Here is a 25,956-nt window from a genome sequence, read left to right as displayed (position 1 = left end):
GCCGCTTCGGCGTCCGGGCGGCGAGGCGGGCTGATCCGGGGGTGTGGACACCCCATGCCCGTACCACCCGCCGGCCCGCCGATCGCGGCCCCGGCCCGGAGTTCCCCCGAAGGCGCTACCGGCCGGGCGAACGGGGGCGGGGAGAGGACCAGGGGTGGGGGCGAGGGCGGGCCCGGCTCGGCAGGGGCCGGGCCGGACCCGCCCGCCGGGAGGTCCGGCAGGCCCCGCCCCCCGACGTTCCCCCCTCGGCGTTCGTCCTCGGCGTTCGCCCCCGGACGTCAGTGGGTGAGCACGTCGAGAAGGTCGCTGCCGCGCTGCGTGCGGCGGACCATGACGTGCTGGCCCTGTCGGCGGCGGTGGATGAGACCCGCGTCCTCGAGCCGGGAGCAGTGGTGGGACAGCGTCGCGGGCGCGTAGCCGAGGGCGGACGAGAGGCTTCCCATGTGCGTGCTCGCGCCGGTCGCCCGGAGGATGGCGGCTCTCGCGTCGCCCAGGACGAGCTGCGCGGGATCCTGACGGCTCGTCCGGTGCTCGGGCCGGCGCCCGGCCCAGAGCGCGTCGAGGCCGGGCAGCGGATAGCCCACCCAGACGCTGTCGGGCCGGTCGAACGCGAACAGCGAGGCGTCGCTGCCGGAGGCCACGGGCACCAGCAGCAGCCGGCGTCCGACGAGGTCGAAGTCCTCGGGGTGTTCGTCCGGGAGCCGGAGCACCGTGCCGTCCAGGCGGTAGCGCGGGCTGAGCGAGGACAGCGCCAGTTCGGGACGGCCGCACACCAGGGAGCCGCCCACCCGCTCCGCCTCACGGTCCAGCGTCCTGCCCGCCGCCGTCCACACCGGCCGCACGGTCTTCCACGCGCACCGCATCACCTGGGCGTAGGCGTCCAGCCACCGCTTCGGGCGCTCGATCACATGACGCCACTGCGGCGGGACGTCACCGCCGAAGTCGGCCTCCAGATCCGCCAGCAGCATGTCACTGGACACGTCGTGCAACTGCTCGAGGTGGCGGGCCGCCCCCTCGTGGGACATGGTGCCCGTCGGCGTCAGGCAGTCCGGGATCGCCGGGTGTTCGGGCGCGAAGAGCGGGCGGAGCGTGGCATGGGCATGCGCCGGTGTGTCGGCGAGGACGGCCCGGCGCGCCGAGTGCGGGACGGCGTGCCGTCGCCGCCCGAACGCGTCCGCGACGAGCGAGAGCAGGCTCGCTCCCGGATGCGGCACGACCTGGACGCGGAGATCGGAAGGATTTCCCAGCTGAAGCTTCGAATAGGTGGTCATTTCTGTCCCCCGGTTCTCGCCGCGCATCCCCGTCGAGCGCGGCTGTTCCGAGCTTACGCCTTGTCATCCGGCATGTAGCCAAACCCTTTTCGACGATCGTCAAAATGCTTGATCCGGTACCTCGCCGGCCCGCAGAGTCGAGTCATGCCGGATGCGGAGATAGCAGAATTCATTCGTGGGGCGGGATACGGCGAGTTCCTGCCCGAGACCGTCGTCACCTTCCCCGGACGCAACCAGAACGTCGCCGGGACGACGACCGCCGGGGTGGACCTGTTCGCCAAGCGAATACGGCTCGCGGACCAGCTCGGAGGCGGTCTGCGACGAGCCGGACTCTTCGAGCGGCTGGCCTCGGGGCAGCCCTTGCGGCATCTGCGCCGGCCGGCTCCGCTCGGCGGCGACCCGCGTCGCGGCATTCATGTCACACGTTGGCTGAAAAACTGTCATACGGCAGCCGAAGGGCTCGCCCGGGAAACTTTCGGGCCCGAGTCGGCCCGCGAACTCGGTCGTGCGATCGGTGAACTGCATTCGCTGGACGTGCCGCCGGAATTGCTGCCGCGCGAGCCATTGCCGCTGCCGAATCACCGGATGCTGATCACGCTGTCCGTGAACCAGTATGTGGAGAGCAGTGCGGGCTTGATCGCCTTGTGGCGCATCGTTCAGCGCGACGCCGCGATCGCGGAGTCCGTGCGGCTTCTGAGGGAGGCGGAGGACGCCGCCCCGGCCGTGCCGATCCACGCCGACCTGAGGCTGGACCAGGTCCTCGTCGACGGGGGCGGGTTGCTGGTCTGCGACTGGGAGGAGTTCCGCCGTGGCGACGCGGCGCGCGACGTCGGCGCCGTGGTCGGCGAGTTCCTCTTCCGCAGTGTGGTGGGCATCGCCGACGACGAATTCCCCCCTGCGGACGCCGGGGCCGATGACCTGTCGGCTCCGGGGCGGGCCCACGCGGAGGTCATGAGCAGGGGGGTCGGGAGGCTGGAGGCGGCGCGGCCCGCGCTGACGGCCTTCGCGGAGGGCTACCGGTCCCTGCGCACCGCCTCCGACCAGGGGCTCGCCGTGCGTGCGGTCGCCTTCGCCGGATGGCACCTCTTCGACCGCGTCTTGGCCGCCGCCGCGTTCCGCTCCGACCTCTCACCGGTGCACCGGGCCGCGGCCGGAGTGGGCCGCACCGCCCTTGCCGCGCCGGACGCGTTCGTCGCCGTCCTCGGTCTGGAGGCGGTATGACCCCCGGACTGGCCGAGATCGCCGCGGTGACCACGGTCCACGCGGAGAGCCTGACGGCACGGGTCGCGGACGCGGAGTTCCGCGCCGGCAGCCTGCGAGCCCTGCGTGAACGCCTCGCGGACACCCTCTACCGCACGCTGCACCAGGGCGCGGCCGGCACGGCGGCCCACCCGCGCGACCTGTCCGACGACGCCTTCGTCGCCGATCTGAGGAGCGCGGTCCCGCACGCCGTGTGCCGGGTGCCGGCCCGGCACACGGAGGCCGCCGGCGTGCGCGGCGACGAGGTGACCGTCGTCCTGAACGGGGTACGGGTCGCCGTCCCCCGAGCGCTGGTGCGTCCCGCCTCGCCCGGGAACACGGCGCCAGGAGACGACGACGTCACCGTGGAACTGCCGCCGTGCCGCCCCGCGCTCTCGCCGGGCTTCCTGGCCGTGCTCGGCTCGCGGCAGCCGCCCGCCGGGACCGCCCCGGTGCTGCGGGTCTACCTGCACATCGCCCGCGCCGAGGCGGCCCGCACCGTCTGGGGCCGGACGCTGCGTGTCCTCGAAGATCTCCGGATCCCCTACCAGGCGAAGGCGCTCGCGCATCCGTCCCGGTATCCCCGCAAGGACGCGATGGTCGTCTATCTGAGCGGTCGCACCGACATCGCGCTGCGCGCCCTCGCCGACACGGCCGCGAACGCCCCGGGCGGCGACCTGGCCGACGCCGTCTCCCCGTTCGCCCGCCGGATCGCCCCCGGCGTGTCGATCGCCTGGGAGCCCCACCCGGAGCCCGGGGCCGTCCGGCGGCCGAGCTTCGGTCAGCACCGCGCCCGCGCCTACGCGGACGGCCTCGTCGACCACTCCCTGCACGGGACGCCGCTCACGGAATCCGTCGCCCGGGCCCTGCGCGCCGCGGGGGCCGACCCCGACCGTCCCTACCGCAATCGCGACAGCCCGTCCGTCGCCCCCATGACTCTCCGCCCCGCCGACGCCGGTCACGGCCGACGGGACGGAGGAACCAGAGAAACCGAAGAAACCGCAATCCGCACACAGGAGGAACGATGAAGATCGAGAACCCCGCAGAGGCCCTGGTCGCCGGCTACCGCACCTACACCGACGGAGACCAGGTGGCCCAGGTGGCCGGCGCCGAGGGCCCGGATGCCACGGCCTCCATCTCGACCGCGACGCCGGTCATCACCACCACCACCCTGATCTTCGACTGCTGATCCGGTCGAAGCGCCGCCCCGGAAGGCCCGTCACAGGGCCTTCCGGGGCCTCACCGAAAGGCCGCGAGGTGACACCCCCGACACCCGAGCCCGCCGTCGTCTCCTACGGCACGCGCGCGTCGACGACCCACGTCGTGCGCCGGGGCCCGCATCTCTTCCACTGGCACCGGACACCGGGCGTGACCACGGTCAAGGCGGCCGGGCCGCCCCCGTCGCCCGTGCTGCGGCACCTCACGGGACAACCCGCCGAGAGCGCCGTCCGCTTCGCCGTCCCCCGCGCGGCGGAGCCGCCGTCGCGGGATCCGGCGCAGCCCCGGCAGGAGCCGCCCGACGTCGTCTACGAACTGCCCGACAGCGTCAGCATCGGATGGCACATGCTGGCGGGCGACGCCGTTCCGCGGCAGTACACCGACGTCGTGTCGCGGGTGGGCCGAGCGGTCCGAACGCTCCATCAGAACCCGGCGCCCCTGGCGCCGCACCGGCCCGTTCCCTGGCTCGGCGGGCTGTGCGACTGGCTGTCGCGCCGGCCCGACACGCTGTCCGAGCGGCTCGTGCGCCGTCTCGGCGCCGGCCGTTGCGCACGTCTCGCCCGGTGGGCGGAGGAAGCGGCGGCCGTCGCGGACACGGTCGTGCTGGGCACGCTGTCGCCCGGCGTGATCGTGGTGGACGCACGCGATCGCACCGCCCACGTCCTGGTCGGCGCGGAGGCGGGGCACGGGGCGCCCGCACTCGACGTCGGCGCCTTCGCGGAGGCGCTGTCCACCTCCGTCGACGTCGCCCTGGCCGGCGCCCACCACAGTCCCGAGCAGCTCGACTACCCGTCCCTGTGGCAGGCCTTCGCCTCCGGCTACGGACCGGGCCGCCCCGGTGACGCGGCCGTGCGGCGCGCGGCACTGCTCAGACGGGTCCACCGGCTGCGCGCCATGAGCGGCCACATCGGCGACAACGCCTTCCTCCAGGTCCAGATCGACCGGCTGCCCGCGCTCGTCGAGCAGGAGGGCGGCCCTCTCATCCCCGCACACAGAGACGGAGCCGGCGCATGGGAACGCTGAACGGCCGGACGGCCATGGTCACCGGAGGCTCCCGGGGCATCGGACGTGCCGTGGTCCGGCGGCTGGCAGCCGAGGGAGCGGCCGTGGTGTTCGGATACCACCGGGACGAGGCCGCCGCCGGCTCCTGCGCGGCGGAGGTCCGCGAGGCGGGCGGAACGGCCCACGCCGTCAGGGCCGACCTCGCCGACCTCGGCGAGGTCCGGCGCCTCGTCGACACCGCGGACGGCCTGCTGCGCGGGCTGGACATCGTCGTCAACAACGCCGCCGAGCCCGAGCAACTCGGCATCGCCGATGCCACGCCCGAACACTACGAGCGGCTGATGGCGGTCAACGCAAGGGCGCCGTTCTTCGTCATGCGGTACGCCCTTGACGCGCTGCGCGACGGCGGCCGCATCGTGAACGTCTCCAGCATCGCGGCCTCCATGGCCGCTCCCGGCGCCGCGGTGTACGCGGGCGGCAAGGCCGCCCTGGAACGGTTCACCACGACCGCTGCCCAGGAGTTCGGCCCTCGTGGCATCACCGTCAACGCCGTCGCCCCCGGCACGGTGGACACCGACATGCTCCGCGATCTGCACGACGAACGGTCGCGGCGGACGCTCGCGGCGGTGACGCCGCTGCGGCGCCTGGGACGCGGATCCGACGTCGCCGGTGTGGTGGCCTTCCTGGCCGGCCCCGACGCCGCGTTCGTCACCGGGCAGATCATCCCGGTCAACGGCGGCCTGCGCTGAGCCCGAGCCGGAGCCGCCCGACTGTCACATCTGCGTGAAGGCCTGGTCACAGGCGCTCGCCGAACACCCACCACCCCGCGCCCGGCTCCGGCCGCCATGGCAGCATGCTCCCTCGAACACCACGTCCAGGGGGGACACACCATGCGTACGCGCGCCACCGTCGTCACCGCGGCTCTGCTCCTCGCCGCGCTCACCGCCTGCTCCTCGTCGTCCGGGTCCGACGACGCCGCGGCCCCGGCCGCCAACGACTCGGGCACGCCCGTGGCCGAACCCACCGTCAGCGTGCCCGCCGCGCATCAGGGCGACGACCTCAAGGCGGCCGTCGCCGTCTACACCGCCTCCTACTTCGCCGGGGACGCGGACACCGCGTACAGCATGCTGTCGGCGCGCTGCGCGAAGAAGATCGCCAAGGACTCGTACGCCGACGTCGTCAAGCAGGCGGCGGCCGACTACGGCGCCGACCACGCGGTCGGCGACGTACGGGCGGAGGTGTCGGGCTCGATGGGCCGCGCCACCTACAAGGTGACGGGACTGCCCAAGTTCGACCAGCAGTCGCAGCCGTGGGCGCTGGAGGGCGACGCCTGGAAGTACGACGCGTGCTGACCGGCTGAGGCGCGTGCCGAAGCGGGTCCGGGCCGCCTGGCCGCCCGGCGCCTGACCGCCCGGCGTCGGCGGGGGCGGGTCTCAGCGGCGGGGGTCTCAGCGGCGGGCGGTCTGCGCGGCGAACGCGTCGAGCAGGGCGAAGGTCCGCTCCGGTTGCTCGAGATGGGGCAGGTGCCCCGCTTCCTGGACGACGGCGAAGCGGGCGTCGGGGAACGCCGCCGCGTACTGCCTGCCGTAGGCCGGGGTCACGATGCCGTCGCTCTCGCCCCACACGACGAGGGTCGGGACGGTGACGGCCGCGAGGCGGGGCCGCAGGCCGGGGTCGCTCATGGCGGGGCCGCCGGACAGGACGCGCAGGGCCGCCATGTTGTCCCGCATGACGGCGAGCCGTTCCGCCGGGACGGTCGCCGGGTCGACGTAGAAGCGCTCGGAGTCGTGATAGGCGTGCTCGGCGACGCCGCGCGCGTCGAGCGCGAAGAAGTCGCGCACCGGCTCGCCGTCGGCCTCGATGCCGACGGCGTTCACCAGGACGAGCCCGCTGATCAGGCCCTCGGTGTCGGCCGCGGCCATCTCGGCCCCGATCCAGCCGCCGAGGGAGGAACCGACCACCAGCACGTCGGACAGGCCGCGTTCGCGCAGCAGGCGGAGGTAGGCGGCGGCGAGGCCGCCGACGGTCGAGAGGCCGTCGGGGCGGGGAGTGCCGTTCCAGCCCGGATGGGTGGGCAGCAGGGCGCGTGCGCCGGCGGCGAAGTGCGCGGCGACGGGGGCGACGGTGAGAGGGCCTCCGCCGCCGTGCAGGACGAGGACGGGACGGCCGGTCGCCGGACCGGATGCGGTGAGCGTCGGTTGCGAAGTCATGACCGGACCATAACTAAACATATTTAGCTAAGCAAGCTTAGTCATGGTGGTAGCCTGCTCGGCATGGCTGTCGAACTGCAGATCCTCGGAAGGGCCGTGAAGGCCGCCCAGTACCGCCAGCACCGCACGCTCGACAGCCGTCTCGCGTCGATCGGCAGCACGCTCGCCCAGTGGGACGCCCTCAGGGCGATCGCCCGCACGCCCGGGGCCAGCGCGCGCCGGCTGGCGGCGGCGACGTTCCAGAGCGAGCAGGCGTTCGGCACGCTCGCGGGACGGCTGGTGGCGCAGAACCTGGTGGAGCGGCGCCCCGGACACGGCCGGAGCATCGAGCACCACCTCACCGCCGAGGGCGAGCGCATCCTCCGGGCGGGCCACAAGGTGGCGGACTCGGTGCTGAGGGAGTGCTTCGAGGGCCTGACCGAGCCGGAGCGGGAGACCCTCCTGCGTCTGCTGTTGAAGGTCGAGGACGCGCGCCCCGAAGCCGGGACCGGCTGACCGCCCTGAGGGACCCGGGCTGACGGACAGCGCCCCGCCGCACGCCGTCGACCAGCCGGAACGGCCGGATCAGGTGACGTTGCGGAGATCTGGGGAAGAAGGTGCGGCAGCCGATAGGAGGTTGCCGTGGAGGGTGCAGATCTGGAACTGGGCGAACTGCTGGCCGCCGCGGAGGCGGCCCCGCCCGGTGAATCCGTGGACGTGGTGGCGCACGACCTGCAGAAGCGGTTCGGCGCCGAACGTGTGTCGTTTCTCTTCGTCGATCTCGTCGGCCGTCGGCTGGTACGCCTCGCCGCGACCGGTGACGACGCCGTCGGCGACACGGAACCCATCGATCTGCAAGGCAGCGTCTACGACGAGGTCCTGCGCAGCCAGCGCCAGCATGTCGAGGCCGACGGACAGGGCGGGCAGCGCGTCATCACGCCGGTCACCAACCGCGGCGACTGCCTCGGCGTGCTGGAGGTGACCCTGCAGTCCGTGCACGACACCGTGCTGCGGCAGGTCCGCGACGCGGCCCACGCGCTGGCCTACATCATCGTCACCGACCGCCGCTTCACCGACCTGTACCACCTGGGCCGCCGCACCACCGAGACCAGCCTGGCCGCGGAGATCCAGCACCAGCTGCTGCCCTCGGCCTCCTGCTGCGAGGCCGACGAGTTCACGCTAGCCGCCGGGCTGATCCCGGCCGACGACATCGGCGGCGACACCTACGACTACACCCTCGACCGCGACACGCTGCATCTGTCCATCACGGACGCCATGGGCCACGACACGAACTCGGCGCTGCTGGCCACCCTGCTGGTCGGCGCACTGCGGCGGTCCCGCCGCAGCGGCTGCGACGCGCTCAAGCAGGCCGAGCACGCCCACCAGGCCCTGCTGAGCCACAGCCGCGGCCTGGCCACCGGTCAGTTGTTCTGCGTCGATCTCGACACCGGCCTGTGCAACCTGGTCAACGCCGGCCACCCCTGGCCGATGCGGGTGCGCGACGGCGCCGTCGAGGAGGTCAGACTCGCCGTGAACCTGCCGTTCGGCGTGGCGGCGCCCACCTCGTTCCTCGTGCAGGAACTGCAACTGCTCCCCGGCGACCGCCTGATCCTGCTCACCGACGGCATGCAGGAGCGCGGCGCCGCCGCCGCCGACCTGGCCTCGGTCGCCCACGAGACCCGCGCCCTGCACCCGCGCGAAGCCGTCCAAAGCCTGACCGCCGCCGTGATCGAGGCCTGCCACGGCAGCCTCAGGGACGACGCCACGGTCCTGATGCTGGACTGGCACGGCAACCGGCGCCGGCCGGACGGAACAGGACCGGCCGGAACCAGACGGGCCGGAACGAGACCGGACCGACGGCTGTGACCGCGAGCGCTCCGGACCGCGCGGGTCCGGCGCGCACCCTCACTCGCGCAGCGCCTGCTCGACCGTGGCACGGCAGGGAATGAGCACGTCGATGCCGACCAGGTGCAGCACACGCGCCACCGGCGCCCGCGCGCCCGCGATGCGCAGCCATCCCCCGGCGTCGCTCGCCCGCTGATGGGCGGCGACCAGGACGTTGATCCCGCTGGAGTCCATGAAGGTCACCCCGCTGAGGTCGGCCACGATCCGGGGCAGGGCGGACCCGTCCCCGGACGTCAGCGCCCGGCCGAGGACGTCCGTCACGTCATGGTCGATCTCGCCGCGCACCCGCACGACACGGACGCCGTCGACGTCTTCGGGCCGGACGGAGAGGCGCTGCGGCCGGTCCGTTCGCTGGTTGTCGGTCACTGGCTCCTCGACTGCGCCTAGGCTGGCTCCCGGAAAACGGGCGTGCGCGGAATTCTGCCCGGATGCCACGGCGGCATGCACCCCGGCGGCCGCGCCGAGAACACCCCTGGCATGAACGGCTCCGTTGTGGGTACCGGCGCACGTGAACGGGGGAGTGAGGGCTAACGCGTGGAATCCCATGCCGACGATGACGGCTGTACCAGCCCGGGTGAGTACCTGATGCGGGCCGGCTATGCGCTGGGAGCGGACGACGGCTGTATCGCCGACGCCCGCCACCACGCCGTGGCCTTCCTGGACCGGGCCCACGTCGAACTTCGCCGCCCGCTGCCCGACCGGGTGAGGGACCTCACCCAGCTGGTGGTCAGCGAGCTGGTCACCAACGCCCGCAAGTACGCCCCCGGGCCCGTCCTGATGGAACTGCGCATCACCGCGTGCTGTGTGGACGTCGTCGTGTGGGACAGCGACCCCACGGTGCCGGCGGCGCGGGCGGCCAACCCCGGACGCATCGGCCAGCACGGCCTGGAGATCGTCAAAGCCGTCACCGAGGACCTCTTCGTCGAGCAGGAAGAGGTCGGCAAGCGCATCACGGCACGCATCGCCCTGGCCGAGACGCCCGGCAGCGGCACTCCCGCGGCCCGCACCCTGACCTGACGCGGCCGCCCGCCCGGCTACGACGCCCAGAGCCTGGCCGCCGACCGCGGCGCGTTGCGCGTCAGCCAGGCGCTGCCCAGCCCGATCACGGCGCCCGCGACGACGTCGCTCGGATAGTGGGCGCCGCTCTGCACGCGCTCGACGGCGATCAGCGCCGCCGGGACCGCGCACAACGCGCCGGCCGCCGGCACGGTGGGCGCGACGGCCGCGGTGAAGGCGACGGCCGCGGCCGTGTGCCCGGAGGGGAAGGAGGACGAGTCGGGACGGTCCTCCACCTCGTCGTGCGGGATCAGCTCCTTCGGCGGCCGGGGCCGGTCGGCGAGCTGCTTGCACACACCGTTGGCGGCGAGCTGCGCGACGGCGAGCGCCGTCAGCCCCGCCGCGGCGGCCAGCCGTCCCCGCCGCCCGCCGCACGCCGCCATCACGACGGCGGCGCAGCACCACAGCTTCGAACTCTCCGCGCACTCCTCGACGGCCGACAGCACCTTGCCGCAGCCGGCCGGAACACGGGAGGCGGTCCGCCCGGTCAGCCGCCGGTCCGTTTCCCGCAAGGTCCTCGTCACGCTCATGATCTGCAGGTATCCCCGATGGCGGGCGGTCACACCGGGACAGGGTCCGGCGCCGTTCCCCTCGCTCCCCGGCCGACGCGCGCCCGCTGCCGGGCGGTTGACGGTCGTTCCGGTCGACGCGTGCGTTGCGGGCCTCCGGTGGGGCAGGACGGGTCCGCCCGCGCCTCCTGACAATTGCCGTTCCATAAGGGGTGTAGGTCGGATCAAATCAGTCACTCGTGTACATATCCGCAGAAAAGCCGTATGGATGTGCGAGGAGGCGTGGCTGATGAGTGAGGCAGTGCAGGGCGACACCACCAGATTGCAGCAGACCGGTGAGACGGCGCGGGCCGAGGCGTCGGCCACGGCCGGCCAGGCCCAGCAGGCCGCGGGCCAGGTCGCGGGTACCGCCGTGGACCAGGCGAAGGCCGTGGCGGGGGAGGCACGGCAACAGGCCGGCGCCGTGGCCGTCGATCTGCGTCACCGCGCGATGGACGAGGCCGAGGGACAGACCCGGCGGGCGGCCGGGACGCTGCACGGCTGGGCGGACGACCTGGCGGGACTGGCCGAGAACGCCCCGAGCGATTCGCCCGCCCGAAGCCTCGCCGCCCAGGCGGCGGACGGCGGGCACCGGGCGGCCGACTATCTGGAGAAGCAGGGCGTCGAAGGCGTCCTCTCCGACGTGCAGGGCTTCGCCCGCCGCCGCCCCGCGGCGTTCCTGGGCGGCGCGCTGCTGGCCGGGCTGGTCGTGGGGCGCGTGATGAAGGCGGCGTCCAAGGCCGACACCCCGTCCGGCGCTTCACCGGGTGACGGGGCCTTCGGGGCGCAGAGGCAGGCGGCCGTCGCCGCATCCGAGCAGGCGGCGCTGAACGAGCCGAGGCCGGCCGCCCTCCCGACCGCCTCCGCGACGGGCGCCGCGCCCGGCCGTCCGGTTCCGGGGGTGTGAGAGATGTCCTCCCTTTCCTCCCGCCCGGCGGCCGTGTCCTCCGACGACCGCACGGTGGGCGAGTTGCTGTCCGTCGTGACGTCGGACGTCCAGACCCTGTTCCGCCAGGAGGTCGAACTGGCCAAGGCCGAGGTCACGCAGGAGGCGACCAAGGCCGGCAAGGCCGCAGGCATGTACGGCGGCGCGGGGTTCGCCGGCTACATGGTCCTGCTGTTCCTGTCGCTGGCCGCCGTGCTCGGCCTGGCCAACGTGATCGACGGCGGCTGGGCCGCCCTGATCGTCGCCGCCGTCTGGGGCGTGATCGGAGCCGTCCTGTACCAGCGGGGCAGGACCCGCATGCGCACGGTGGCACCCAAGCCGGAACGCACAGTCGAGACCATGAAGGAGAATGCGCAATGGGCACGTCACCCGACCGGATGAGGGCCGAGATCGACGCCACTCGGGGCCGGCTGTCCGCCGACGTGGACCGGCTCGCGGACAGGGCCAGTCCGCGAAGGGTGGTCCGCCGCCGTACGCGGATCATGCGCGGCGCCGTCTCCGGCATGCGTGAGCGGGTCATGGGAACGGCGTCGGACACCGCCCATGGCGCCGCCGACGGCGCCCAGTCGGCGGCCGGTTCGCTGCAGGACGGCACCCAGCAGGCGGCCGGCGCGGCGCGCGAGGCGGCCGACCAGGCGGGCGAGGCGATACGCCAGGCGCCCGACCAGGCGATACGCCGGACCCAGGGCAACCCGCTGGCCGCCGGCCTGATCGCGTTCGGCACCGGACTGCTGGCCTCCTCGCTGCTGCCCGCCTCGGAGACTGAGCAGCAGAAGGCGGCGGACCTGATGGCCCGCGGCGGCGAGGCGCTGGAACCGGTCAAGGAGGCGGCGCTCGAATCGGCGCAGCATCTCAAGGAGGGCGCCGTGGAAGCCGCGCAGGGCGCCGCCCAGGAGGTCAAGGGCACCGCCGCCGAAGCCGCCCGCGTCACACAGGACGAGGCCCGCGAGCAGGCCGGGCAGGTGACCGACCAGGCGCGCGAGTCCGGCAGGCAGGTGGCCGGCGAAGCCCGCAACCAGCCCGGATCCGGCTGACCGGGAACGGCTCGTGCGTCCGACCTGTAAGGGCCTTCGCCGTCGTCCGCGGCCGCTCTGCGGGAACCCGGTCGCAGTAGTCCGGTCGGCAGGGACCGGGGCGTCGTCTCCATCACGATGGGCTCTGTGACCTGTATCACTCACCTCGGCGTGAGTGGCGGGACCGGGTCCCGTGCGTACCACCCGTGAGGACGGTGGCCGAATGCGAGGATGAGGCGGTCATGACTGCTGGGTGGGGTGCGCGCACGGTGCGGGCCGCGGTGTTCGCCGCCGCCTGTGTGCTGCTCGCCGCCCTGGGCCACACCCTGATGTCGGGATCTCCCGTCCCGTGGTGGACGGTGTCCGCGGGCTTCGCCGCCACGAGCGCCGTCGGCTGGGCGCTGGCCGACCGTGAACGCGGGCCCGCGACGGTGGTGTCCGTCGTGGTCGTCGCCCAGGGGGCGCTGCACTCGGCCTTCTCCTGGGCCCTGCCGACGGCATCGCGCCCTGGCCCGGACCTCGCGGCGCACGGCATGAACCGCATGAGCGGCATGGCGCCCATGGATGGCATGTCCATGGACCGCATGTCCATGGGCGGCATGCCCGTCGACGCGATGGACCCGGGCTCCCCAGGGTCCTCGGCATCCACCGGCTCCCCGGGTTCCTTGCACTCCATGGCGGCCGGGGGCCCGACGGACATGGCGGACATGGCGGTCTTGGGGAACATGGGGGAGGCGGCGCACTCCGCGTACGCGGGGCATCTCGGCCACATGGCCCACGGTGAGGGCATGTCGTCGCTGGGCATGCTCGCCGCCCACACCGTGGCCGCCCTGCTGACCGGTCTGTGGCTGGCGTACGGCGAGCGGGCCGCGTTCCGTCTCCTGCGGGCCGTCGCCGCCCGGCTGGCCGCACCGCTGCGGCTGCCCCTCGCGGCCTTGCCCGTTCCGGCGCGCAGGCCCGTGCTGCGCCCGACGCGCGAACGAGCCGAACCGCTCCCGCGGCTGACGCTCCCGCACACGATCATCTCCCGGGGGCCTCCGGCCGCGACCGCTGTCGTCTGAGACAGCCGGCTTCCCGAGGCCGTCGCGTCACCGCATCGTCGGCAGCGCGGCGCCCTCGGGCGCGGGCGTGCCCGGCGCACGCCCGTCCCACTCCTCCCGTTCCGGAACCCCCGCAGCGACGCGTCCCCTCGCGTGCGCGCAGCATCCGCACCGCGTGCACCACGCGCGCCGCCTGCACCGCGCGCCCGGCCTCCCCGGCCTCTTCGGCGCGCCCGGTGCGACGGCGTGACGTGCCCGGTGTCCCGGGTGCTCGCGTGCGTGGCGTGCCGCGCGGACCGGTCCCGGACCACTTGAGAAGGACATCAGGTGATCACTCCTGTCCTCGCCCTGCCGTCGGAGCAGCGCGACGCCGCCCGCGTGACGGCGGACCGGACCGCCGCGACGAAGCCGGCCGGCGACCCTGCGACCCGCTGGGCCCTCGCCGCCCGCGCCGGCGATCCCGACGCCGTCGAACGCTTCGTGCGCGCCCTGCGTCCGGACGTCGTCCGCTACGTCACCCGTCTGTGCGCCGACCGTCAACTGGCCGACGACCTCGCCCAGGACACCTTTCTGCGGGCGCTGGGCAGCCTGCATCGGTTCGAGGGGCGTTCGTCGGCCCGCACCTGGCTGCTGTCGATCGCGCGCCGCACCGTCGTCGACAGCCTGCGGCGCGCCGCCGCCCGGCCGCGCTCGGCCGACGTGGACGACTGGACGGCCTGCGCCGACCGCGCCCAGCCCGGCGGTCTGCCCGGATTCGACGACGGCGTCGCCCTGCTCGACCTGCTGGACGCGTTGCCTGCCGAGCGGCGGGAGGCGTTCGTCCTGACCCAGCTGCGGGGGCTGCCCTACGAGGCGGCCGCCGAGGCGAGCGGCTGCCCGGTCGGCACGATCCGCTCACGGGTCGCGCGGGCCCGCGCGACCCTCGTGCTGCTGCTCGACGAGGCCGAGAACCCCGGTTCCGCGGCCGCCGCCTGACGCGACGAGCGCCGGCGTCCTCCCGAGCGGGGACGCCGGCGCGGGCGGGGCGACGGCGCGCGGGCCGGGGCGCACGGCCCGCGCGCCACCTGTCGCTTTCCGGTGCCACGGCACGCTCGTTCCTTGACCGTTTCATGAGCCGTTCGGGCGGCGGCGACACGCATGGGAAACGCCTGGCGGGCAAGGTGCGAGAGGTGACACGCGTCGGAATCGTTCTTGTGACCCTGCTCGCCGCCCTCGCGGCCGTGGCGGCGTCGGCCGGGCTCTCGCTCCTCTGGCTCTTCGCCGCCGTCCCGCTGCTGTCGCTGGGGCTCCTGGGCGCCTGGGACCTGATGCAGCGCCGCCACTCGGTGCTGCGCAACTACCCCGTCCTCGGACACGTCCGCTACCTCATGGAGCGGATCAGGCCCGAGCTCCAGCAGTACTTCATCGAGCGGAACTACGACGGGCGCCCCTTCGACCGGGATGTGCGCAGCATCGTCTACGAGCGGGCGAAGGGCACCGCCGCCGAGGAGCCGTACGGCACCGAACGCGACGTGTACCTGCCCGGCTACGAGTTCCTGGTGCCGTCGATGGCTCCCCGCGAGGCGCCGAAGACACCCCCGCGTGTGCACATCGGCGGCCCCGACTGCACCCGTCCCTACGACATGGCGCTGCTCAACGTGTCGGCCATGAGCTTCGGATCGCTGTCGGCCAACGCGATCCTCGCCCTCAACGGCGGCGCCGCGGCCGGAGGCTTCGCCCACGACACCGGAGAGGGCGGACTGTCGGAGTACCACCTGCGGCCCGGCGGCGACATCGTCTGGGAGATCGGCACCGGCTACTTCGGCTGCCGCACCGGCGACGGCGACTTCGACCCGTCCGAGTTCGCCGACAAGGCCGCACACGACCACGTCAAGTGCGTGTCGCTGAAACTGTCGCAAGGAGCCAAGCCGGGCATCGGAGGGGTCCTGCCCGGAGCCAAGGTCGACGCCGAGATCGCCAAGGTCCGGGACGTCCCCCAGGGGCGGACGGTCGTCTCGCCGCCGTATCACCGGGTCTTCTCCACCCCGCGCGAACTCGTGCGCTTCATCGCCCGCATGCGGGAACTGGCCGACGGCAAACCGACCGGGTTCAAGCTCTGCGTGGGATCGCGCCGGCAGTTCCTCGCCGTGTGCAAGGCCATGCTGGAGGAGGGCGTCACGCCGGACTTCGTCATCGTGGACGGCGCCGAGGGCGGCACCGGCGCGGCGCCGCTGGAGTTCGCCGACCACGTCGGCGCCCCGCTCACCGAGGGACTCCTCACGGTGCACAACGCCCTGGTCGGCACCGGTCTGCGGGACGTCGTCAAGGTCGGCGCGAGCGGCAAGATCGCCACCGGCGCCGATCTCGTCAAACGCATGGTCCAGGGCGCCGACTACGGCAACGCCGCACGGGCCATGATGTTCGCCGTCGGCTGCATCCAGGCCCAGCGCTGCCACACCAACACCTGCCCCACCGGCGTCACGACCCAGGACCCCCGCCGCGCCCGCGCCCTCGACGTCCGCGACAAGACGCCCCGCGTCCAGCGCTTCCAGGAGGCCACCGTGGCCGGCGCCCTCCAGATCATGGCGTCCATGGGCGTCACCGATCCCGCGCAGCTGCGCCCCCACATGCTGCGGCGACGCATCGACCCCTGCACCGAGCGTTCCTACGCGGAACTGTACGAGTGGCTGGAGCCGGGGCAGCTGCTCGCGGAGCCCCCGCTGTCCTGGGCGGCCGACTGGAAGGCCGCCGACCCTGACCGTTTCACCGTCTGAACTGGAGTGCCAAGTGGCCCGTACCGTTGCCCGTGTCATCGTGGACGCACTGAGCGAACTCGGCGTGCGCCAGGTCTTCGGCGTCGTGGGAGACGCGCTCAACCCCGTGACCGACGCGATCCGCGCCACCGAGGGCCTGGAGTGGGTGGGCTGCCGGCACGAGGAGGCCGCGGCGTTCGCCGCGAGCGCCCAGTCGCAGCTCGGCGACACGCTGGGCGTCTGCATGGGTACCGTCGGCCCCGGCTCCGTCCACCTCCTCAACGGGCTGTACGACGCGGCGAAGAGCCGTACCCCGGTGCTGGCGATCGCCGGTCAGGTGCCGCTCGCGGAACTGGGCAGCGACTACTTCCAGGAGGTCGACAACGACGCCCTCTTCAGCGACGTGGCCGTCTTCCGCGCCACCGTCACCTCGCCCGACCAACTGCCGCAGATGCTGGAGACGGCGGTGCGCAACGCCCTGGGCCGCAAGGGGGTCGCGGTGCTGACCGTCCCCGGCGACCTGGGGGAGCGGGAGCTGACCGCCGACCGTCCGACGCGGTTCTCCCTGAACCCGCCCCTGAGCCGCCCCGACGAGTGCGCCGTGGACCGGGCCGTGGAACTCCTCGACCGCGCCGAACGCGTCACGCTGCTCGTCGGACAGGGCGCGCGCGGCGCACGCGCGGACGTGCTGGCCCTCGCCGACCGGCTCGCCGCGCCGATGGTGCTGACCCTGAAGGCGAAGGCCGGATTCGAGGGAGACGCCAACCCCTTCCAGGTCGGACAGACGGGCCTGATCGGCAACCCGGCGGCCGCGTCGGCCCTCCAGGACGCGGACACGCTCCTGATGCTCGGCACCGACTTCCCCTACCGGGACTGGTATCCCGAGGGCCGGACCGTCATCCAGGTGGACACCGAGGCCGCCCACATCGGGCGCCGGGTGCCCGTCGAGGTCGGGCTCGTCGGCGACACCGGCGCCACCGTGCGCGACCTCCTGGCCCGGCTCGCCGCCCCGCCCGCCGGGACCGGGGGCGCGCGCGACCGCTCGCACCTGGAGAAGGCCCGCGAACGCTTCGACAAGTGGCGCGCCGGACAGGCCCGGCTGGCCGACCCGTCGCACGACAAGGGCCTGGTGGGCCGCGTCCGCTCGGCTCTGGACAACCGCGGCCACGACATCCGTCCGGAGGCGCTGGCCGCGCTCGTGGACCGGATCGCCGCCGACGACGCCGTCTTCACCTCCGACACCGGCATGGCCACGGTGTGGCTCTCCCGCTTCGTCGAGATGCGCGGCGAGCGGCGGCTGATCGGCTCCTACAACCTCGGCTCCATGGCCAACGCGATGCCCCAGGCCCTCGGCGCCCAGTGCCTGGACCGCGACCGCCAGGTGGTGGCGTTCTGCGGCGACGGCGGGCTCAGCATGCTCCTCGGCGACCTCATGACGCTCAAGACGCACCGTCTGCCCGTCAAGCTCGTCGTCTTCGACAACCGGCGGCTCGGCATGGTGAAACTGGAGCAGGAGCAGGCGGGCCTCCCCGAGTTCGGCACCGTGCTGGACAACCCGGACTTCGCGGCCGTCGCCGAGGCCATGGGCATCACCGGCATCCGCGTCACCGACCCGGCCGACCTGGAGGGCGCCGTGCGCCGCGCCTTCGAGGCCCCCGGCCCCGTGCTGCTGGACGTCCTCACCAACCCCGACGAGATCGCCGTCCCCGCCAAGCCGACCGTGGAGCAGGGCTGGGGCTTCGCCGTGGCCAAGGTGAAGGAGATCGTCCGCAGCGAGGGAGACACCGACGACGACTGACGAGAGCACCGGAGGGCCGTGGCACGGAGGGCCGGGGGAGCGGAACGGCTGAGGAGGGAGGGGACCGGAGGCCGCCTGGCCCGGTCCCGGAAAAAAGGCGGGCAAGAAGCAGGCATGCCCGCCGGGAGCCGGGGTACGCGCGTCCTTGCCGGAGCAGGGACCGGCGAGCACGAGCTGAGCGACAGGGAGGGGCACATCATGTTGACGACGACCGCGGCGACTGCCGGGCGGACCGTGGAGGTTCCGGAGATCGCGGACCCGTCCAAGGTGGCGCCGAAGGACGCGCGGGAGTTGTCGAAGGTGTTCTTCGACCAGCTCACGGTGCTGGAGGAGGGGACCCCCGAGTACCAGTACGCCCGTAACACGCTGATCGAGATGAACATGTCCCTCGTCCGCTACGCGGCCGGCCGGTTCCGCAGCCGCGGACCGGAGGAGATGGAGGACATCGTCCAGGTCGGCATGATCGGGCTGATCAAGGCGATCGACCGGTTCGAGCTCACCCGCGAGGTCGAGTTCACCTCCTTCGCGGTGCCGTACATCGTGGGCGAGATCAAGCGCTTCTTCCGCGACACCTCCTGGGCCGTGCACGTGCCGCGGCGACTCCAGGAGGCGCGCGTCCAGCTGGCCCGCGCCAACGAGGAACTGCGCAGCCGCCTGGGCCGGACGCCCACCACCCGGGAACTCTCCGAGCTGATGAGCCTGCCCGAGGAGGAGGTCGTCGACGCGCAGCTCGCCTCCAACGGCTACCGGTCCGCCTCGCTGGACGCCGCGATCAGCGGCAACGAGGACGGCGAGGCCGCGCTCGCGGACTTCATCGGCGACGAGGACGCCGCTCTCGGCCTGGTCGAGGACTTCCACGCCCTCGCGCCCATGATCGCCGAACTCGACGACCGGGACCGCCAGATCATCCACTGGCGCTTCGTGGAGGAGCTGACCCAGAAGGAGATCGGCGAGCGTCTGGGCGTCTCCCAGATGCACGTCTCCCGTCTGATCACCCGCATGCTGACCCGCCTGCGGGAAGGAATGCTCACCACCCAGTGACGGACCGCGGCGCCACGCGCTCCCCCGCGCGGCGCCCGCTCCGAGGACTTCCGCACACCGGACGACCGCCCTCACCCCGCCGCCGACGGACCGACCGTCGGCCGGCGGGGTTCGTCGTGCGCTGGGCCGGGTGGACGGCGAGGGCGGCGGTCCGGTCGGGACAACCGGCCTGCCCCGGACGGCCGTTCATCGATTTCTACAGTGATGTAGATTTCAGGTGCGGGCCGTGACGGTCCGGACCTGTCGCAGCGACGAAGGAGTTCACCGTGGGAGTTTCCCTTTCCAAGGGCGGCAACGTCTCGCTCAACAAGGAGGCGCCGGGCCTGACGGCGGTCCTCGTCGGCCTCGGCTGGGACGTGCGCACCACGACGGGCACCGACTACGACCTGGACGCCTCCGCCCTGCTGCTGGACGCGTCCGGCAAGGTCCTGTCCGACCGGCACTTCGTCTTCTACAACAACCTGACCAGCCCCGACGGTTCGGTCGAGCACACCGGCGACAACCTGACCGGCGAGGGCGAGGGCGACGACGAGTCGGTCAAGGTGAACCTCGCGGCCGTGCCCGCCGAGGTCGACAAGATCGTCTTCCCGGTGTCCATCCACGACGCCGAGAGCCGGGGCCAGAGCTTCGGCCAGGTCCGCAACGCCTTCATCCGGGTCGTCAACCAGGCCGGCGGAGCCGAGATCGCCCGCTACGACCTGTCCGAGGACGCGTCGACCGAGACGGCCATGGTGTTCGGCGAGCTGTACCGCAACGGCGCCGAGTGGAAGTTCCGCGCCGTCGGCCAGGGCTACGCCTCCGGCCTCGCGGGCATCGCCGCGGACTTCGGCGTCAACGTCTGACCGGGGAGCGCCCCGCCCCGGAGCGTCTCACCCCGAAGCGTCCGGGCCCCGGTGCGGCGACGGTCCTCGGGCCGTCGCCGCGCTTTCCGGCGGGGGAGCTTCGGGGTCAGCGCTCGGTGTAGAGGAAGCCGACCTTGTCCAGCTCGTCGGCGGCGCGGCCGTGGAATCCGGCGAGCTGCCAGCCCGCGGGCGCGGTGCGGGTCACGCAGTCGGAGGTGGCGGTGCCGCCGGCCAGGCTCCGCCCGAGGCTCGTGGTGAACTTCGCGTAGAAGATCCGGGTCAGGCCGCTCTTCTGGCCCTGGCAGAGCTGGGCGGAGGTGACGTACTCCCCGCTGCCGAGCGTCAGCGTGGACACCGTCCCGCCGGTGCCGCCGTGGCTGAGGACCCGGCCGTTGCCGAGCGTCACGCCGACGCCGTCGACGCGGGTCCCGCTGCGCAGCGAGAGGCTGACCGGGGCCGCGCCCGCGGGGACGGCGTCGATGTCCGTGAAGTAGTCGCCGTGGGGGCCGCCGAACTGGTCGCTGAGCCGGTAGGCGGGGTTGCGGGTCCAGGTGAAGCCGGCGCTGACCGGGTCGTGGTCGGAGAGCATGAGCCCGGTGTCGGTGAGGAACTCGGCGTGCTTGTTGGCGTAGGCGGTGGCCCGCAGGGAGAGCGCCGCGCTGCCGCGGTAGAGGATCTTGTCGACGACTTCGCAGGTGTCGGGGACGGTGGGCCCGCTCTGGTCGCAGACGAGGGCGTCGGAGCCCTTCGCGGGCGGGGTGCCGCCGCGCACGAGCTGGACCCAGGCGTCGGTGAGGCGGTTGGCGGCGGCGAACTCGGCGATGGTGTCGCCGCTGCGGGTGTAGCGGGTGTTGGTGTCGCCCATGACGACGACGGCGTTGCCCGCGGAGTGGGTCGTGATGAAGGCGGTGAGCTGGTTGAGGTTGTCGGCGCGCGAGGCGAGGTCGCCGGGGTTGGTGCCGGCGTTGGTGTGCAGGTTGTAGAAGTCGACGTAGACGCCTTCGGCGAGGCGGTGGCGCAGGAAGGTGAACCCCTTGGGGGTGAGGCAGTCGCCGGAGTCGACCTGGCAGGAGTTCCAGCGGACGCGCTCGAAGTCGTCGGCGTCGTAAGGGAGTTTGGACAGGGTGTTGAGTCCGCTGCCGATGCCCGCGCCGCCGCTGGTGGGTGTGCGGTAGGGGTGTGCGGTGTCGCCGGCGTAGAGGTAGGAGTGGTAGTTGAAGTCCTCCTCGACGTGCACGATGTCGTAGGGGGCGATGCGCCGGCCGATGGCCGTGGTGCTGGTGTCGCGGGGCGTCGAGGCGCTGGAGATGATCTCGGGCAGGCCCGCGACGTTGTAGGTGAGGGTGCTGAAGGACCCTGCGGCCGGGTCCGCCGCGACGGCGGGAGAGGCGGTCGTGAGGAATCCGGTGCAGGCCGCGGCCGCCGCCGCGAGACAGGTGAGAAGACGGCGCATGAAGGGGAGCTCCTGTGAAGTGGGGGAGGGCCAGCGGGAACGTACCGCCGGTAACCCCCTCCTGTCGCCGGCTGTGTCGAGGGAGATCAAGATGTGACCGCGTGGTCTGATCCAGCGGGCCCGAAGGGGGTTGCCGGACGGTGTCCGCGGGGTGAACCCCTGGCGCGGTGCGCCGCCGACCCCCGGCCGGCGACGCGCGTCTTCGGACGGCGACTGCGGCGGCTGCGGCGTCGGGCGGCGTCGCGGCGGCCGTGCGCCGCGTGCGGTTCAGGCGGGGAGCGGCTCGTAGTCGAACCAGTCGAAGTGGACGTCGCCGGACGCGGCGTACAGGCCGATGACCCGGCCGGTGAAGCCGCCGGCCACCTCGGTCGACAGGTAGCGGCCGTCGAGGGCGGCGAGCGCGGTGAACGTGCCCCGCGGATCCTCGACGCCCAGCGTGAGGACGTCGGGCCCGCTGCGGGAGTCCTCCTGCGGCGCGCCGGTGACGCGCACGGCCAGGGTCACGGGCCCGGCGGGCACGGACCGGGAGGCCGCGACGGTGCGCAGCGGTCCCACGCGGCTGAGCACGCGCACCTCCCCGTCGCGGGCCTCGATTTCGTAGTGGTGGCGCTCGTCCAGACGGACCGCGAGGCCGCCGCGCCCCTGTGCCGGGTCGACGCGGGTGCGCGCCAGGCAGGCGAGATGCTGCTGGCGGCGGCCGACGAACACGACGTCCGGGTCGTCCAGGGAGGCGCCCCGGGCGCGCAGGGTGAGCCAGCCCGGCCGCTCCTCGGTGGTGCAATGCTCGGCCGGGCGGTCGCGCAGCGAGATCCACTGCGGCCGCAGTCCGCTCCCGTCGAAGTCGTCCCGGACGGGTTCGACGGGCCCGGGGACCAACGGCCAGGGCGGCGCGGGCAGTTCGGACCCCACCCCGGCGACGACCGGCCAGCCGTCCGCCCAGGCGACGGGCGCGAGGAAGGTCTCGCGGCCCAGCACGTGCCAGCCCGGTGTCCCGCCGCGCGGCCGCACGCCGAGCACCACCATCCACCAGGAGCCGTCGGGCCCCTGGACCAGGTCCGCGTGACCGGTGTTCTGGACGGGGTGGTCGGTGCCGCGGTGCGTGAGGATCGGGTTGGCCGGACACGGCTCGAACGGGCCGCCCGGCGTGCGCCCGCGGGCGACGGACACACCGTGGCAGCGCTCGGTGCCGCCCTCGGCGATGAGCAGGTACCAGTAGTCGCCGATCCGGTACAGGTGCGGCGCCTCCGGGGCCTTGGCGTCGGGCGCGCCCGACCAGAGCCGGCGCGGCGTGCCGAGCGTCTCGCCGGTGTACGGGTCGATGCGCACCTGGGACACCCCGGCGACGGTGCACCAGCAGGCGCCGTCCTCGTCCCAGGCGAGGTCCGGGTCGATGCCGTGGACGCCGGGCAGCCGGACCGGGTCGGACCAGGGCCCGGCGGGGTCGGAGGCGGTGAACAGCATGTTGCCGCCGTCGGACACCTGGGTGACGATCAGCCAGAAGCGGCCGTCGTGGTGGCGCAGGGTGGGGGCGTAGATGCCGCCGGAGGACGGCGCGTCGGCGGTCAGCCGCAGCTGGTCCGGCCGGTCGAGGGCGTTGCCGATCTGCGTCCAGTGGATCAGGTCGCGGCTGTGGAACACGGGGATGCCGGGGAAGTACTCGAAGCTGGAGCAGACGACGTAGTAGTCGTCGCCCACGCGGCACACGCTGGGGTCGGGGTGGAATCCGGGGATCACCGGGTTGGCGAACGTGGCGGGGCGAACGGCGGCGGCCGTCTGCGACTCGTCTGACACGCGGGCGATTCCTTCGTCTCGTGCGGTTGCGTCACGTGCGGTGGCCGGGTGCCGGCCCGGCGTCCCGCCGACGTCACCGGGGGCGGCGGTCGGCTGCCGGTGGCGGGTCCGGACGGTGGTTCTCCCCGTCATGTCGAAGCGCTTCACCTGGCCGCCCCACGCTAATGACAGGTCTCTGAGGAGACAAGAGGGCGCGGAAAGCGGAACTTCCCTCCGGCCTGGTCATTGACAGGCCCGCTCGGCCGATGGGAGCGTCGAAGCGCTTCAACACCTTCGCATCCTCCCGGTTAGGGGTGAGCCTCGTGGCCCTTCCGTCCCCGTCCGCCGCCGGTCCGCGTGCGCGGCTCGCCGACCACCGCACGAGGCCGGCCCGCACCCGCGCGGACACGCGCCTTTGGCGCCGGAGGCCGCTCACCGCGCGCCGTGTGCGAACGGGGGAGCCCGCCCGATGAAGTTCACGGACGGCCGCTGGCTGATGCGCCCGGGCCGCACGCCGGGCTTCGCCGCCGAGGTGGCGGACGCGCACGTGGGCACGGACCGCCTGACCCTGTACGCCCCGGTCCGGCGCATCACCGGCCGCGGGGGCACGCTCAACAGCCCGCTGCTGACCGTGGAGTGCTGGTCTCCGGCCGAGGGCGTCATCGGGGTGCGCGCCACCCACCACGCCGGCTCCGTGCGCCGGGGACCCGAGTTCGCGCTGTCCGGGTCCCGGTTCGCCGACGAGGGCGTCGGCAAGGTCCGCCGCGACGGGCCGCTGCTGGAGCTGACCTCCGGTGAACTGACCCTGCGCGTCGACTCCTCGCAGCCGTGGCGGCTGGAATTCGTCGCGGACGGCAGGGTGCTGACCTCCTCGGGCGAGCGGGGCACCGGGTTCGTCACCGACGCCGACGGCCGCCACCACATGGTCGGCCGGCTCTCCCTGGGCGTCGGCGAGTCGGTGTACGGCCTGGGCGAGCGGTTCACCCCCTTCGTCAGGAACGGCCAGAGCGTGGACGTCTGGCAGGCCGACGGCGGGACGAGCAGCGAACAGGCCTACAAGAACGTCCCCTTCCACCTGACGAACCGCGGCTACGGCGTCTTCGTCAACCACCCGGGACGGGTGAGCTACGAAGTCGGCTCGGAGGCGGTCGGCGAGGTCCAGTTCAGCGTGGAGGACCAGTCGCTGGAGTACTTCGTCGTCCACGGCCCGAGCCCCAAGGAGATCCTGGAGCGCTACACCGCGCTCACCGGCCGCCCGGCCCTGCCGCCGGCCTGGGCGCTCGGCCTGTGGCTGACCACGTCCTTCACCACCGACTACGACGAGGCCACCGTGAACGGCTTCGTCGACGGCATGGCCGAGCGCGGCATCCCGCTGAGCGTCTTCCACTTCGACTGCTTCTGGATGCGCGGCCACCAGTGGTGCGACTTCGACTGGGACCCCGGCACCTTCCCCGACCCGGCGGGCATGGTGGCCCGGCTCAAGGAACGCGGTCTCAGGGTCTCCGTCTGGATCAACCCCTACATCGCCCAGAAGTCGCCGCTGTTCGAGGAGGGCCGGCGCGCGGGCCACCTCGTGCGCCGGCCGGACGGCAGCGTGTGGCAGTGGGACATGTGGCAGCCCGGCATGGCCCTGGTCGACTTCACCGACCCCGCCGCACGCGCCTGGTACACCGGCAAGCTGCGGGCCCTGCTCGCGCAGGGCGTCGACTGCTTCAAGACCGACTTCGGCGAGCGCGTCCCCACCGACGTCGTCTGGCACGACGGCTCCGACCCGCAACGGATGCACAACTACTACACCCACCTCTACAACCAGGCGGTTTTCGAACTGCTGCGCGAGGAGCGCGGCGAGGGCGAGGCGCTGCTCTTCGCCCGCTCCGCCACCGCGGGCGGCCAGCAGTACCCCGTGCACTGGGGCGGCGACTGCGACTCGCACTTCGGCGCCATGGCCGAGTCGCTGCGCGGCGGCCTCTCCCTCGGCCTGTCCGGCTTCGGCTTCTGGAGCCACGACATCGGCGGCTTCGAGGGCACTCCCACCCCGACCGTCTTCAAGCGCTGGACGCAGTTCGGCCTGCTCTCCTCGCACAGCCGTCTGCACGGCAGCTCGTCGTACCGCGTCCCCTGGGACTACGGCGAGGAAGCCGTCGACGTCACCCGTGAGTTCACCCGGCTCAAGCACCGCCTCGCCCCCTACCTCCAGCGCGCCGCGCAGCAGGCGCACGCCACCGGCGTCCCGGTCATGCGCGCCATGCTGCTGGAGTTCCCCGACGACCCCACCGCCGCCCTGCTCGACCGGCAGTACATGCTCGGCGACGACCTGCTCGTCGCCCCCGTCTTCACCGACGACGGCACGGTCGAGTACCACGTGCCCGAGGGCGTGTGGACGAACGTCCTGACCGGCGCCCGCGTCACCGGCCCGGCCTGGGTGCGCGAGCGGCACGACTTCCACACGCTGCCGCTGCTGGCCCGCCCCGACTCGGTGATCGCGCTGGCCGCCGACGACCGGCGTCCGGTCTCCGCCTGGGCCGAGGACGTCGAACTGCGCGTACACGCCTTCGCCGACGGCGCCCGGCGCACGCTCGTGATCCCCCGGCCGGACGGGCCGGGGGAGACGGCCCGCTTCCAGGTGCGCCGCGACGGTGACCTGATCCGGGTGACGACCGACAGCCCGCACCCTTGGCGACTGCGTCTCGGCGGCCCGGACGGCGCCCTGCACCTCGCGGCCGCGGGGACCGGGACGGCGGAGTTCCCCTGCGAGGCACTGCCCGGCGCTGCCACAGCCCCGCACGGGAGACCGTCCTGACGCCCGGCCGTCGGCTGCGCACGCAGGGGACGCGGGGCCGCTCCCCCCGTCTCTCCCCGTCTCCCGGCCCTCACGCCCCGCGACGGTCGACGG

At 73.3% G+C, this 25,956-nt stretch carries 25 protein-coding genes; 19 read left to right on the top strand and 6 right to left on the bottom strand.

The features are described 5' to 3' along the window. Positions 1 to 278 precede the first annotated feature (278 nt). Positions 279 to 1,271 carry an ArsR/SmtB family transcription factor gene (locus OG802_RS01315; RefSeq protein WP_329406306.1) on the bottom strand — a complete coding sequence of 331 codons (993 nt, stop codon included), beginning with the start codon at positions 1,269 to 1,271 and terminating at the stop codon, positions 279 to 281. Positions 1,272 to 1,415: 144 nt separating this feature from the next. Between OG802_RS01315 and lxmK the strand changes: the two genes are divergently transcribed. The 6 genes from lxmK (at position 1,416) to OG802_RS01285 (ending at position 6,082) form a co-directional block, all read left to right on the top strand. Next, positions 1,416 to 2,492: a class V lanthionine synthetase subunit LxmK gene (lxmK, locus tag OG802_RS01310; protein WP_329406303.1), complete on the top strand. Its 1,077-nt coding sequence runs from the start codon at positions 1,416 to 1,418 to the stop codon at positions 2,490 to 2,492. Beyond that, the gene (locus OG802_RS01305) at positions 2,489 to 3,538 is read left to right on the top strand and encodes a T3SS effector HopA1 family protein (protein ID WP_329406302.1); all 1,050 of its coding nucleotides are present in this window, start codon (positions 2,489 to 2,491) and stop codon (positions 3,536 to 3,538) included. The genes lxmK and OG802_RS01305 overlap by 4 nt, the downstream gene beginning before the upstream one ends. Next, positions 3,535 to 3,699 (top strand): hypothetical protein, encoded by a 165-nt coding sequence (locus OG802_RS01300; protein ID WP_329406300.1) that lies wholly within the window; start codon positions 3,535 to 3,537, stop codon positions 3,697 to 3,699. The genes OG802_RS01305 and OG802_RS01300 overlap by 4 nt, the downstream gene beginning before the upstream one ends. 68 nt (positions 3,700 to 3,767) lie before the next feature. Further along, positions 3,768 to 4,751: a hypothetical protein gene (locus OG802_RS01295; protein WP_329406298.1), complete on the top strand. Its 984-nt coding sequence runs from the start codon at positions 3,768 to 3,770 to the stop codon at positions 4,749 to 4,751. Beyond that, positions 4,739 to 5,479, top strand: a complete 741-nt coding sequence (locus OG802_RS01290) for an SDR family NAD(P)-dependent oxidoreductase (RefSeq protein ID WP_329406296.1) — start codon at positions 4,739 to 4,741, stop codon at positions 5,477 to 5,479. Before OG802_RS01295 ends, OG802_RS01290 begins: the two co-directional genes overlap by 13 nt. Positions 5,480 to 5,620: 141 nt before the next feature. Then, the gene (locus OG802_RS01285; protein ID WP_329406294.1) at positions 5,621 to 6,082 is read left to right on the top strand and encodes a hypothetical protein; all 462 of its coding nucleotides are present in this window, start codon (positions 5,621 to 5,623) and stop codon (positions 6,080 to 6,082) included. 96 nt (positions 6,083 to 6,178) lie between these two features. Here OG802_RS01285 and OG802_RS01280 read toward each other — a convergent pair whose 3' ends face one another. Next, the gene (locus OG802_RS01280; RefSeq protein ID WP_329406291.1) at positions 6,179 to 6,940 is read right to left on the bottom strand and encodes an alpha/beta fold hydrolase; all 762 of its coding nucleotides are present in this window, start codon (positions 6,938 to 6,940) and stop codon (positions 6,179 to 6,181) included. Positions 6,941 to 7,003: 63 nt separating this feature from the next. On the opposite strand from OG802_RS01280, the gene OG802_RS01275 reads away from it, so the two are divergent. After that, complete coding sequence (locus OG802_RS01275) at positions 7,004 to 7,435, top strand: MarR family winged helix-turn-helix transcriptional regulator (protein ID WP_329406290.1); 432 nt, start codon at positions 7,004 to 7,006, stop codon at positions 7,433 to 7,435. Between the two features lie 126 nt (positions 7,436 to 7,561). Then, positions 7,562 to 8,785, top strand: a complete 1,224-nt coding sequence (locus OG802_RS01270) for a PP2C family protein-serine/threonine phosphatase (protein WP_329406288.1) — start codon at positions 7,562 to 7,564, stop codon at positions 8,783 to 8,785. Positions 8,786 to 8,824: 39 nt separating this feature from the next. Here OG802_RS01270 and OG802_RS01265 read toward each other — a convergent pair whose 3' ends face one another. After that, complete coding sequence (locus OG802_RS01265; protein WP_329406287.1) at positions 8,825 to 9,190, bottom strand: STAS domain-containing protein; 366 nt, start codon at positions 9,188 to 9,190, stop codon at positions 8,825 to 8,827. Between the two features lie 168 nt (positions 9,191 to 9,358). Between OG802_RS01265 and OG802_RS01260 the strand changes: the two genes are divergently transcribed. Continuing rightward, positions 9,359 to 9,841 carry an ATP-binding protein gene (locus tag OG802_RS01260; RefSeq protein WP_329406285.1) on the top strand — a complete coding sequence of 161 codons (483 nt, stop codon included), beginning with the start codon at positions 9,359 to 9,361 and terminating at the stop codon, positions 9,839 to 9,841. Between the two features lie 17 nt (positions 9,842 to 9,858). Here the strand turns inward: OG802_RS01260 and OG802_RS01255 are convergent, their stop codons facing one another. Further along, positions 9,859 to 10,410, bottom strand: a complete 552-nt coding sequence (locus tag OG802_RS01255) for a phosphatase PAP2 family protein (RefSeq protein WP_329406283.1) — start codon at positions 10,408 to 10,410, stop codon at positions 9,859 to 9,861. Between the two features lie 268 nt (positions 10,411 to 10,678). On the opposite strand from OG802_RS01255, the gene OG802_RS01250 reads away from it, so the two are divergent. The 9 genes from OG802_RS01250 (at position 10,679) to OG802_RS01210 (ending at position 19,840) form a co-directional block, all read left to right on the top strand. Then, on the top strand, positions 10,679 to 11,335 hold the full coding sequence (locus tag OG802_RS01250) for a hypothetical protein (protein ID WP_329406281.1): 657 nt from the start codon (positions 10,679 to 10,681) through the stop codon (positions 11,333 to 11,335). A 3-nt stretch (positions 11,336 to 11,338) separates the two neighbouring features. Beyond that, positions 11,339 to 11,755, top strand: coding sequence for a phage holin family protein (locus OG802_RS01245; protein WP_329406279.1), 417 nt, complete (start codon positions 11,339 to 11,341; stop codon positions 11,753 to 11,755). Next, on the top strand, positions 11,731 to 12,408 hold the full coding sequence (locus OG802_RS01240) for a DUF3618 domain-containing protein (protein ID WP_329406278.1): 678 nt from the start codon (positions 11,731 to 11,733) through the stop codon (positions 12,406 to 12,408). Before OG802_RS01245 ends, OG802_RS01240 begins: the two co-directional genes overlap by 25 nt. Before the next feature lie 221 nt (positions 12,409 to 12,629). After that, the gene (locus tag OG802_RS01235) at positions 12,630 to 13,448 is read left to right on the top strand and encodes a hypothetical protein (RefSeq protein WP_329406277.1); all 819 of its coding nucleotides are present in this window, start codon (positions 12,630 to 12,632) and stop codon (positions 13,446 to 13,448) included. Positions 13,449 to 13,754: 306 nt separating this feature from the next. Then, positions 13,755 to 14,402: a sigma-70 family RNA polymerase sigma factor gene (locus OG802_RS01230; RefSeq protein ID WP_443055157.1), complete on the top strand. Its 648-nt coding sequence runs from the start codon at positions 13,755 to 13,757 to the stop codon at positions 14,400 to 14,402. Positions 14,403 to 14,596: 194 nt separating this feature from the next. Continuing rightward, positions 14,597 to 16,180 (top strand): FMN-binding glutamate synthase family protein, encoded by a 1,584-nt coding sequence (locus OG802_RS01225; RefSeq protein ID WP_329406275.1) that lies wholly within the window; start codon positions 14,597 to 14,599, stop codon positions 16,178 to 16,180. Positions 16,181 to 16,193: 13 nt separating this feature from the next. After that, entirely contained in the window at positions 16,194 to 17,957 is a 1,764-nt protein-coding gene (locus tag OG802_RS01220) for a thiamine pyrophosphate-dependent enzyme (protein ID WP_329406274.1), read from the top strand. A gap of 198 nt (positions 17,958 to 18,155) precedes the next feature. Further along, the gene (locus tag OG802_RS01215) at positions 18,156 to 18,998 is read left to right on the top strand and encodes an RNA polymerase sigma factor SigF (protein ID WP_329406272.1); all 843 of its coding nucleotides are present in this window, start codon (positions 18,156 to 18,158) and stop codon (positions 18,996 to 18,998) included. Positions 18,999 to 19,264: 266 nt separating this feature from the next. Then, positions 19,265 to 19,840 (top strand): TerD family protein, encoded by a 576-nt coding sequence (locus OG802_RS01210; protein WP_329406271.1) that lies wholly within the window; start codon positions 19,265 to 19,267, stop codon positions 19,838 to 19,840. Positions 19,841 to 19,946: 106 nt separating this feature from the next. On the opposite strand, the gene OG802_RS01205 is transcribed toward OG802_RS01210, so the two are convergent. Beyond that, positions 19,947 to 21,293 carry a jacalin-like lectin gene (locus OG802_RS01205; RefSeq protein WP_329406270.1) on the bottom strand — a complete coding sequence of 449 codons (1,347 nt, stop codon included), beginning with the start codon at positions 21,291 to 21,293 and terminating at the stop codon, positions 19,947 to 19,949. A gap of 267 nt (positions 21,294 to 21,560) precedes the next feature. Then, entirely contained in the window at positions 21,561 to 23,084 is a 1,524-nt protein-coding gene (locus OG802_RS01200; RefSeq protein WP_329406269.1) for a glycoside hydrolase family 43 protein, read from the bottom strand. Between the two features lie 448 nt (positions 23,085 to 23,532). Here OG802_RS01200 and yicI point away from each other — a divergent pair, with 448 nt between their 5' ends. After that, positions 23,533 to 25,863, top strand: a complete 2,331-nt coding sequence (gene yicI / locus OG802_RS01195; RefSeq protein ID WP_329406268.1) for an alpha-xylosidase — start codon at positions 23,533 to 23,535, stop codon at positions 25,861 to 25,863. Positions 25,864 to 25,956 lie beyond the last annotated feature (93 nt).

The organism is Streptomyces sp. NBC_00704 (assembly GCF_036226605.1).
Classification (GTDB): domain Bacteria; phylum Actinomycetota; class Actinomycetes; order Streptomycetales; family Streptomycetaceae; genus Streptomyces.
This window is presented reverse-complemented; position numbering and strand designations above follow the sequence as displayed.

Coding starts and splice junctions, on each gene's coding strand:
- lxmK (WP_329406303.1), top strand. CDS start 1,416: ATGCCGGATGCGGAGATAGCAGAATTCATTCGTGGGGCGGGATACGGC.
- OG802_RS01305 (WP_329406302.1), top strand. CDS start 2,489: ATGACCCCCGGACTGGCCGAGATCGCCGCGGTGACCACGGTCCACGCG.
- OG802_RS01285 (WP_329406294.1), top strand. CDS start 5,621: ATGCGTACGCGCGCCACCGTCGTCACCGCGGCTCTGCTCCTCGCCGCG.
- OG802_RS01235 (WP_329406277.1), top strand. CDS start 12,630: ATGACTGCTGGGTGGGGTGCGCGCACGGTGCGGGCCGCGGTGTTCGCC.
- OG802_RS01240 (WP_329406278.1), top strand. CDS start 11,731: ATGGGCACGTCACCCGACCGGATGAGGGCCGAGATCGACGCCACTCGG.
- OG802_RS01275 (WP_329406290.1), top strand. CDS start 7,004: ATGGCTGTCGAACTGCAGATCCTCGGAAGGGCCGTGAAGGCCGCCCAG.
- OG802_RS01300 (WP_329406300.1), top strand. CDS start 3,535: ATGAAGATCGAGAACCCCGCAGAGGCCCTGGTCGCCGGCTACCGCACC.
- OG802_RS01280 (WP_329406291.1), bottom strand. CDS start 6,940: ATGACTTCGCAACCGACGCTCACCGCATCCGGTCCGGCGACCGGCCGT.
- OG802_RS01205 (WP_329406270.1), bottom strand. CDS start 21,293: ATGCGCCGTCTTCTCACCTGTCTCGCGGCGGCGGCCGCGGCCTGCACC.
- OG802_RS01315 (WP_329406306.1), bottom strand. CDS start 1,271: ATGACCACCTATTCGAAGCTTCAGCTGGGAAATCCTTCCGATCTCCGC.
- OG802_RS01290 (WP_329406296.1), top strand. CDS start 4,739: ATGGGAACGCTGAACGGCCGGACGGCCATGGTCACCGGAGGCTCCCGG.
- OG802_RS01255 (WP_329406283.1), bottom strand. CDS start 10,410: ATGAGCGTGACGAGGACCTTGCGGGAAACGGACCGGCGGCTGACCGGG.
- yicI (WP_329406268.1), top strand. CDS start 23,533: ATGAAGTTCACGGACGGCCGCTGGCTGATGCGCCCGGGCCGCACGCCG.
- OG802_RS01215 (WP_329406272.1), top strand. CDS start 18,156: ATGTTGACGACGACCGCGGCGACTGCCGGGCGGACCGTGGAGGTTCCG.
- OG802_RS01245 (WP_329406279.1), top strand. CDS start 11,339: ATGTCCTCCCTTTCCTCCCGCCCGGCGGCCGTGTCCTCCGACGACCGC.
- OG802_RS01250 (WP_329406281.1), top strand. CDS start 10,679: ATGAGTGAGGCAGTGCAGGGCGACACCACCAGATTGCAGCAGACCGGT.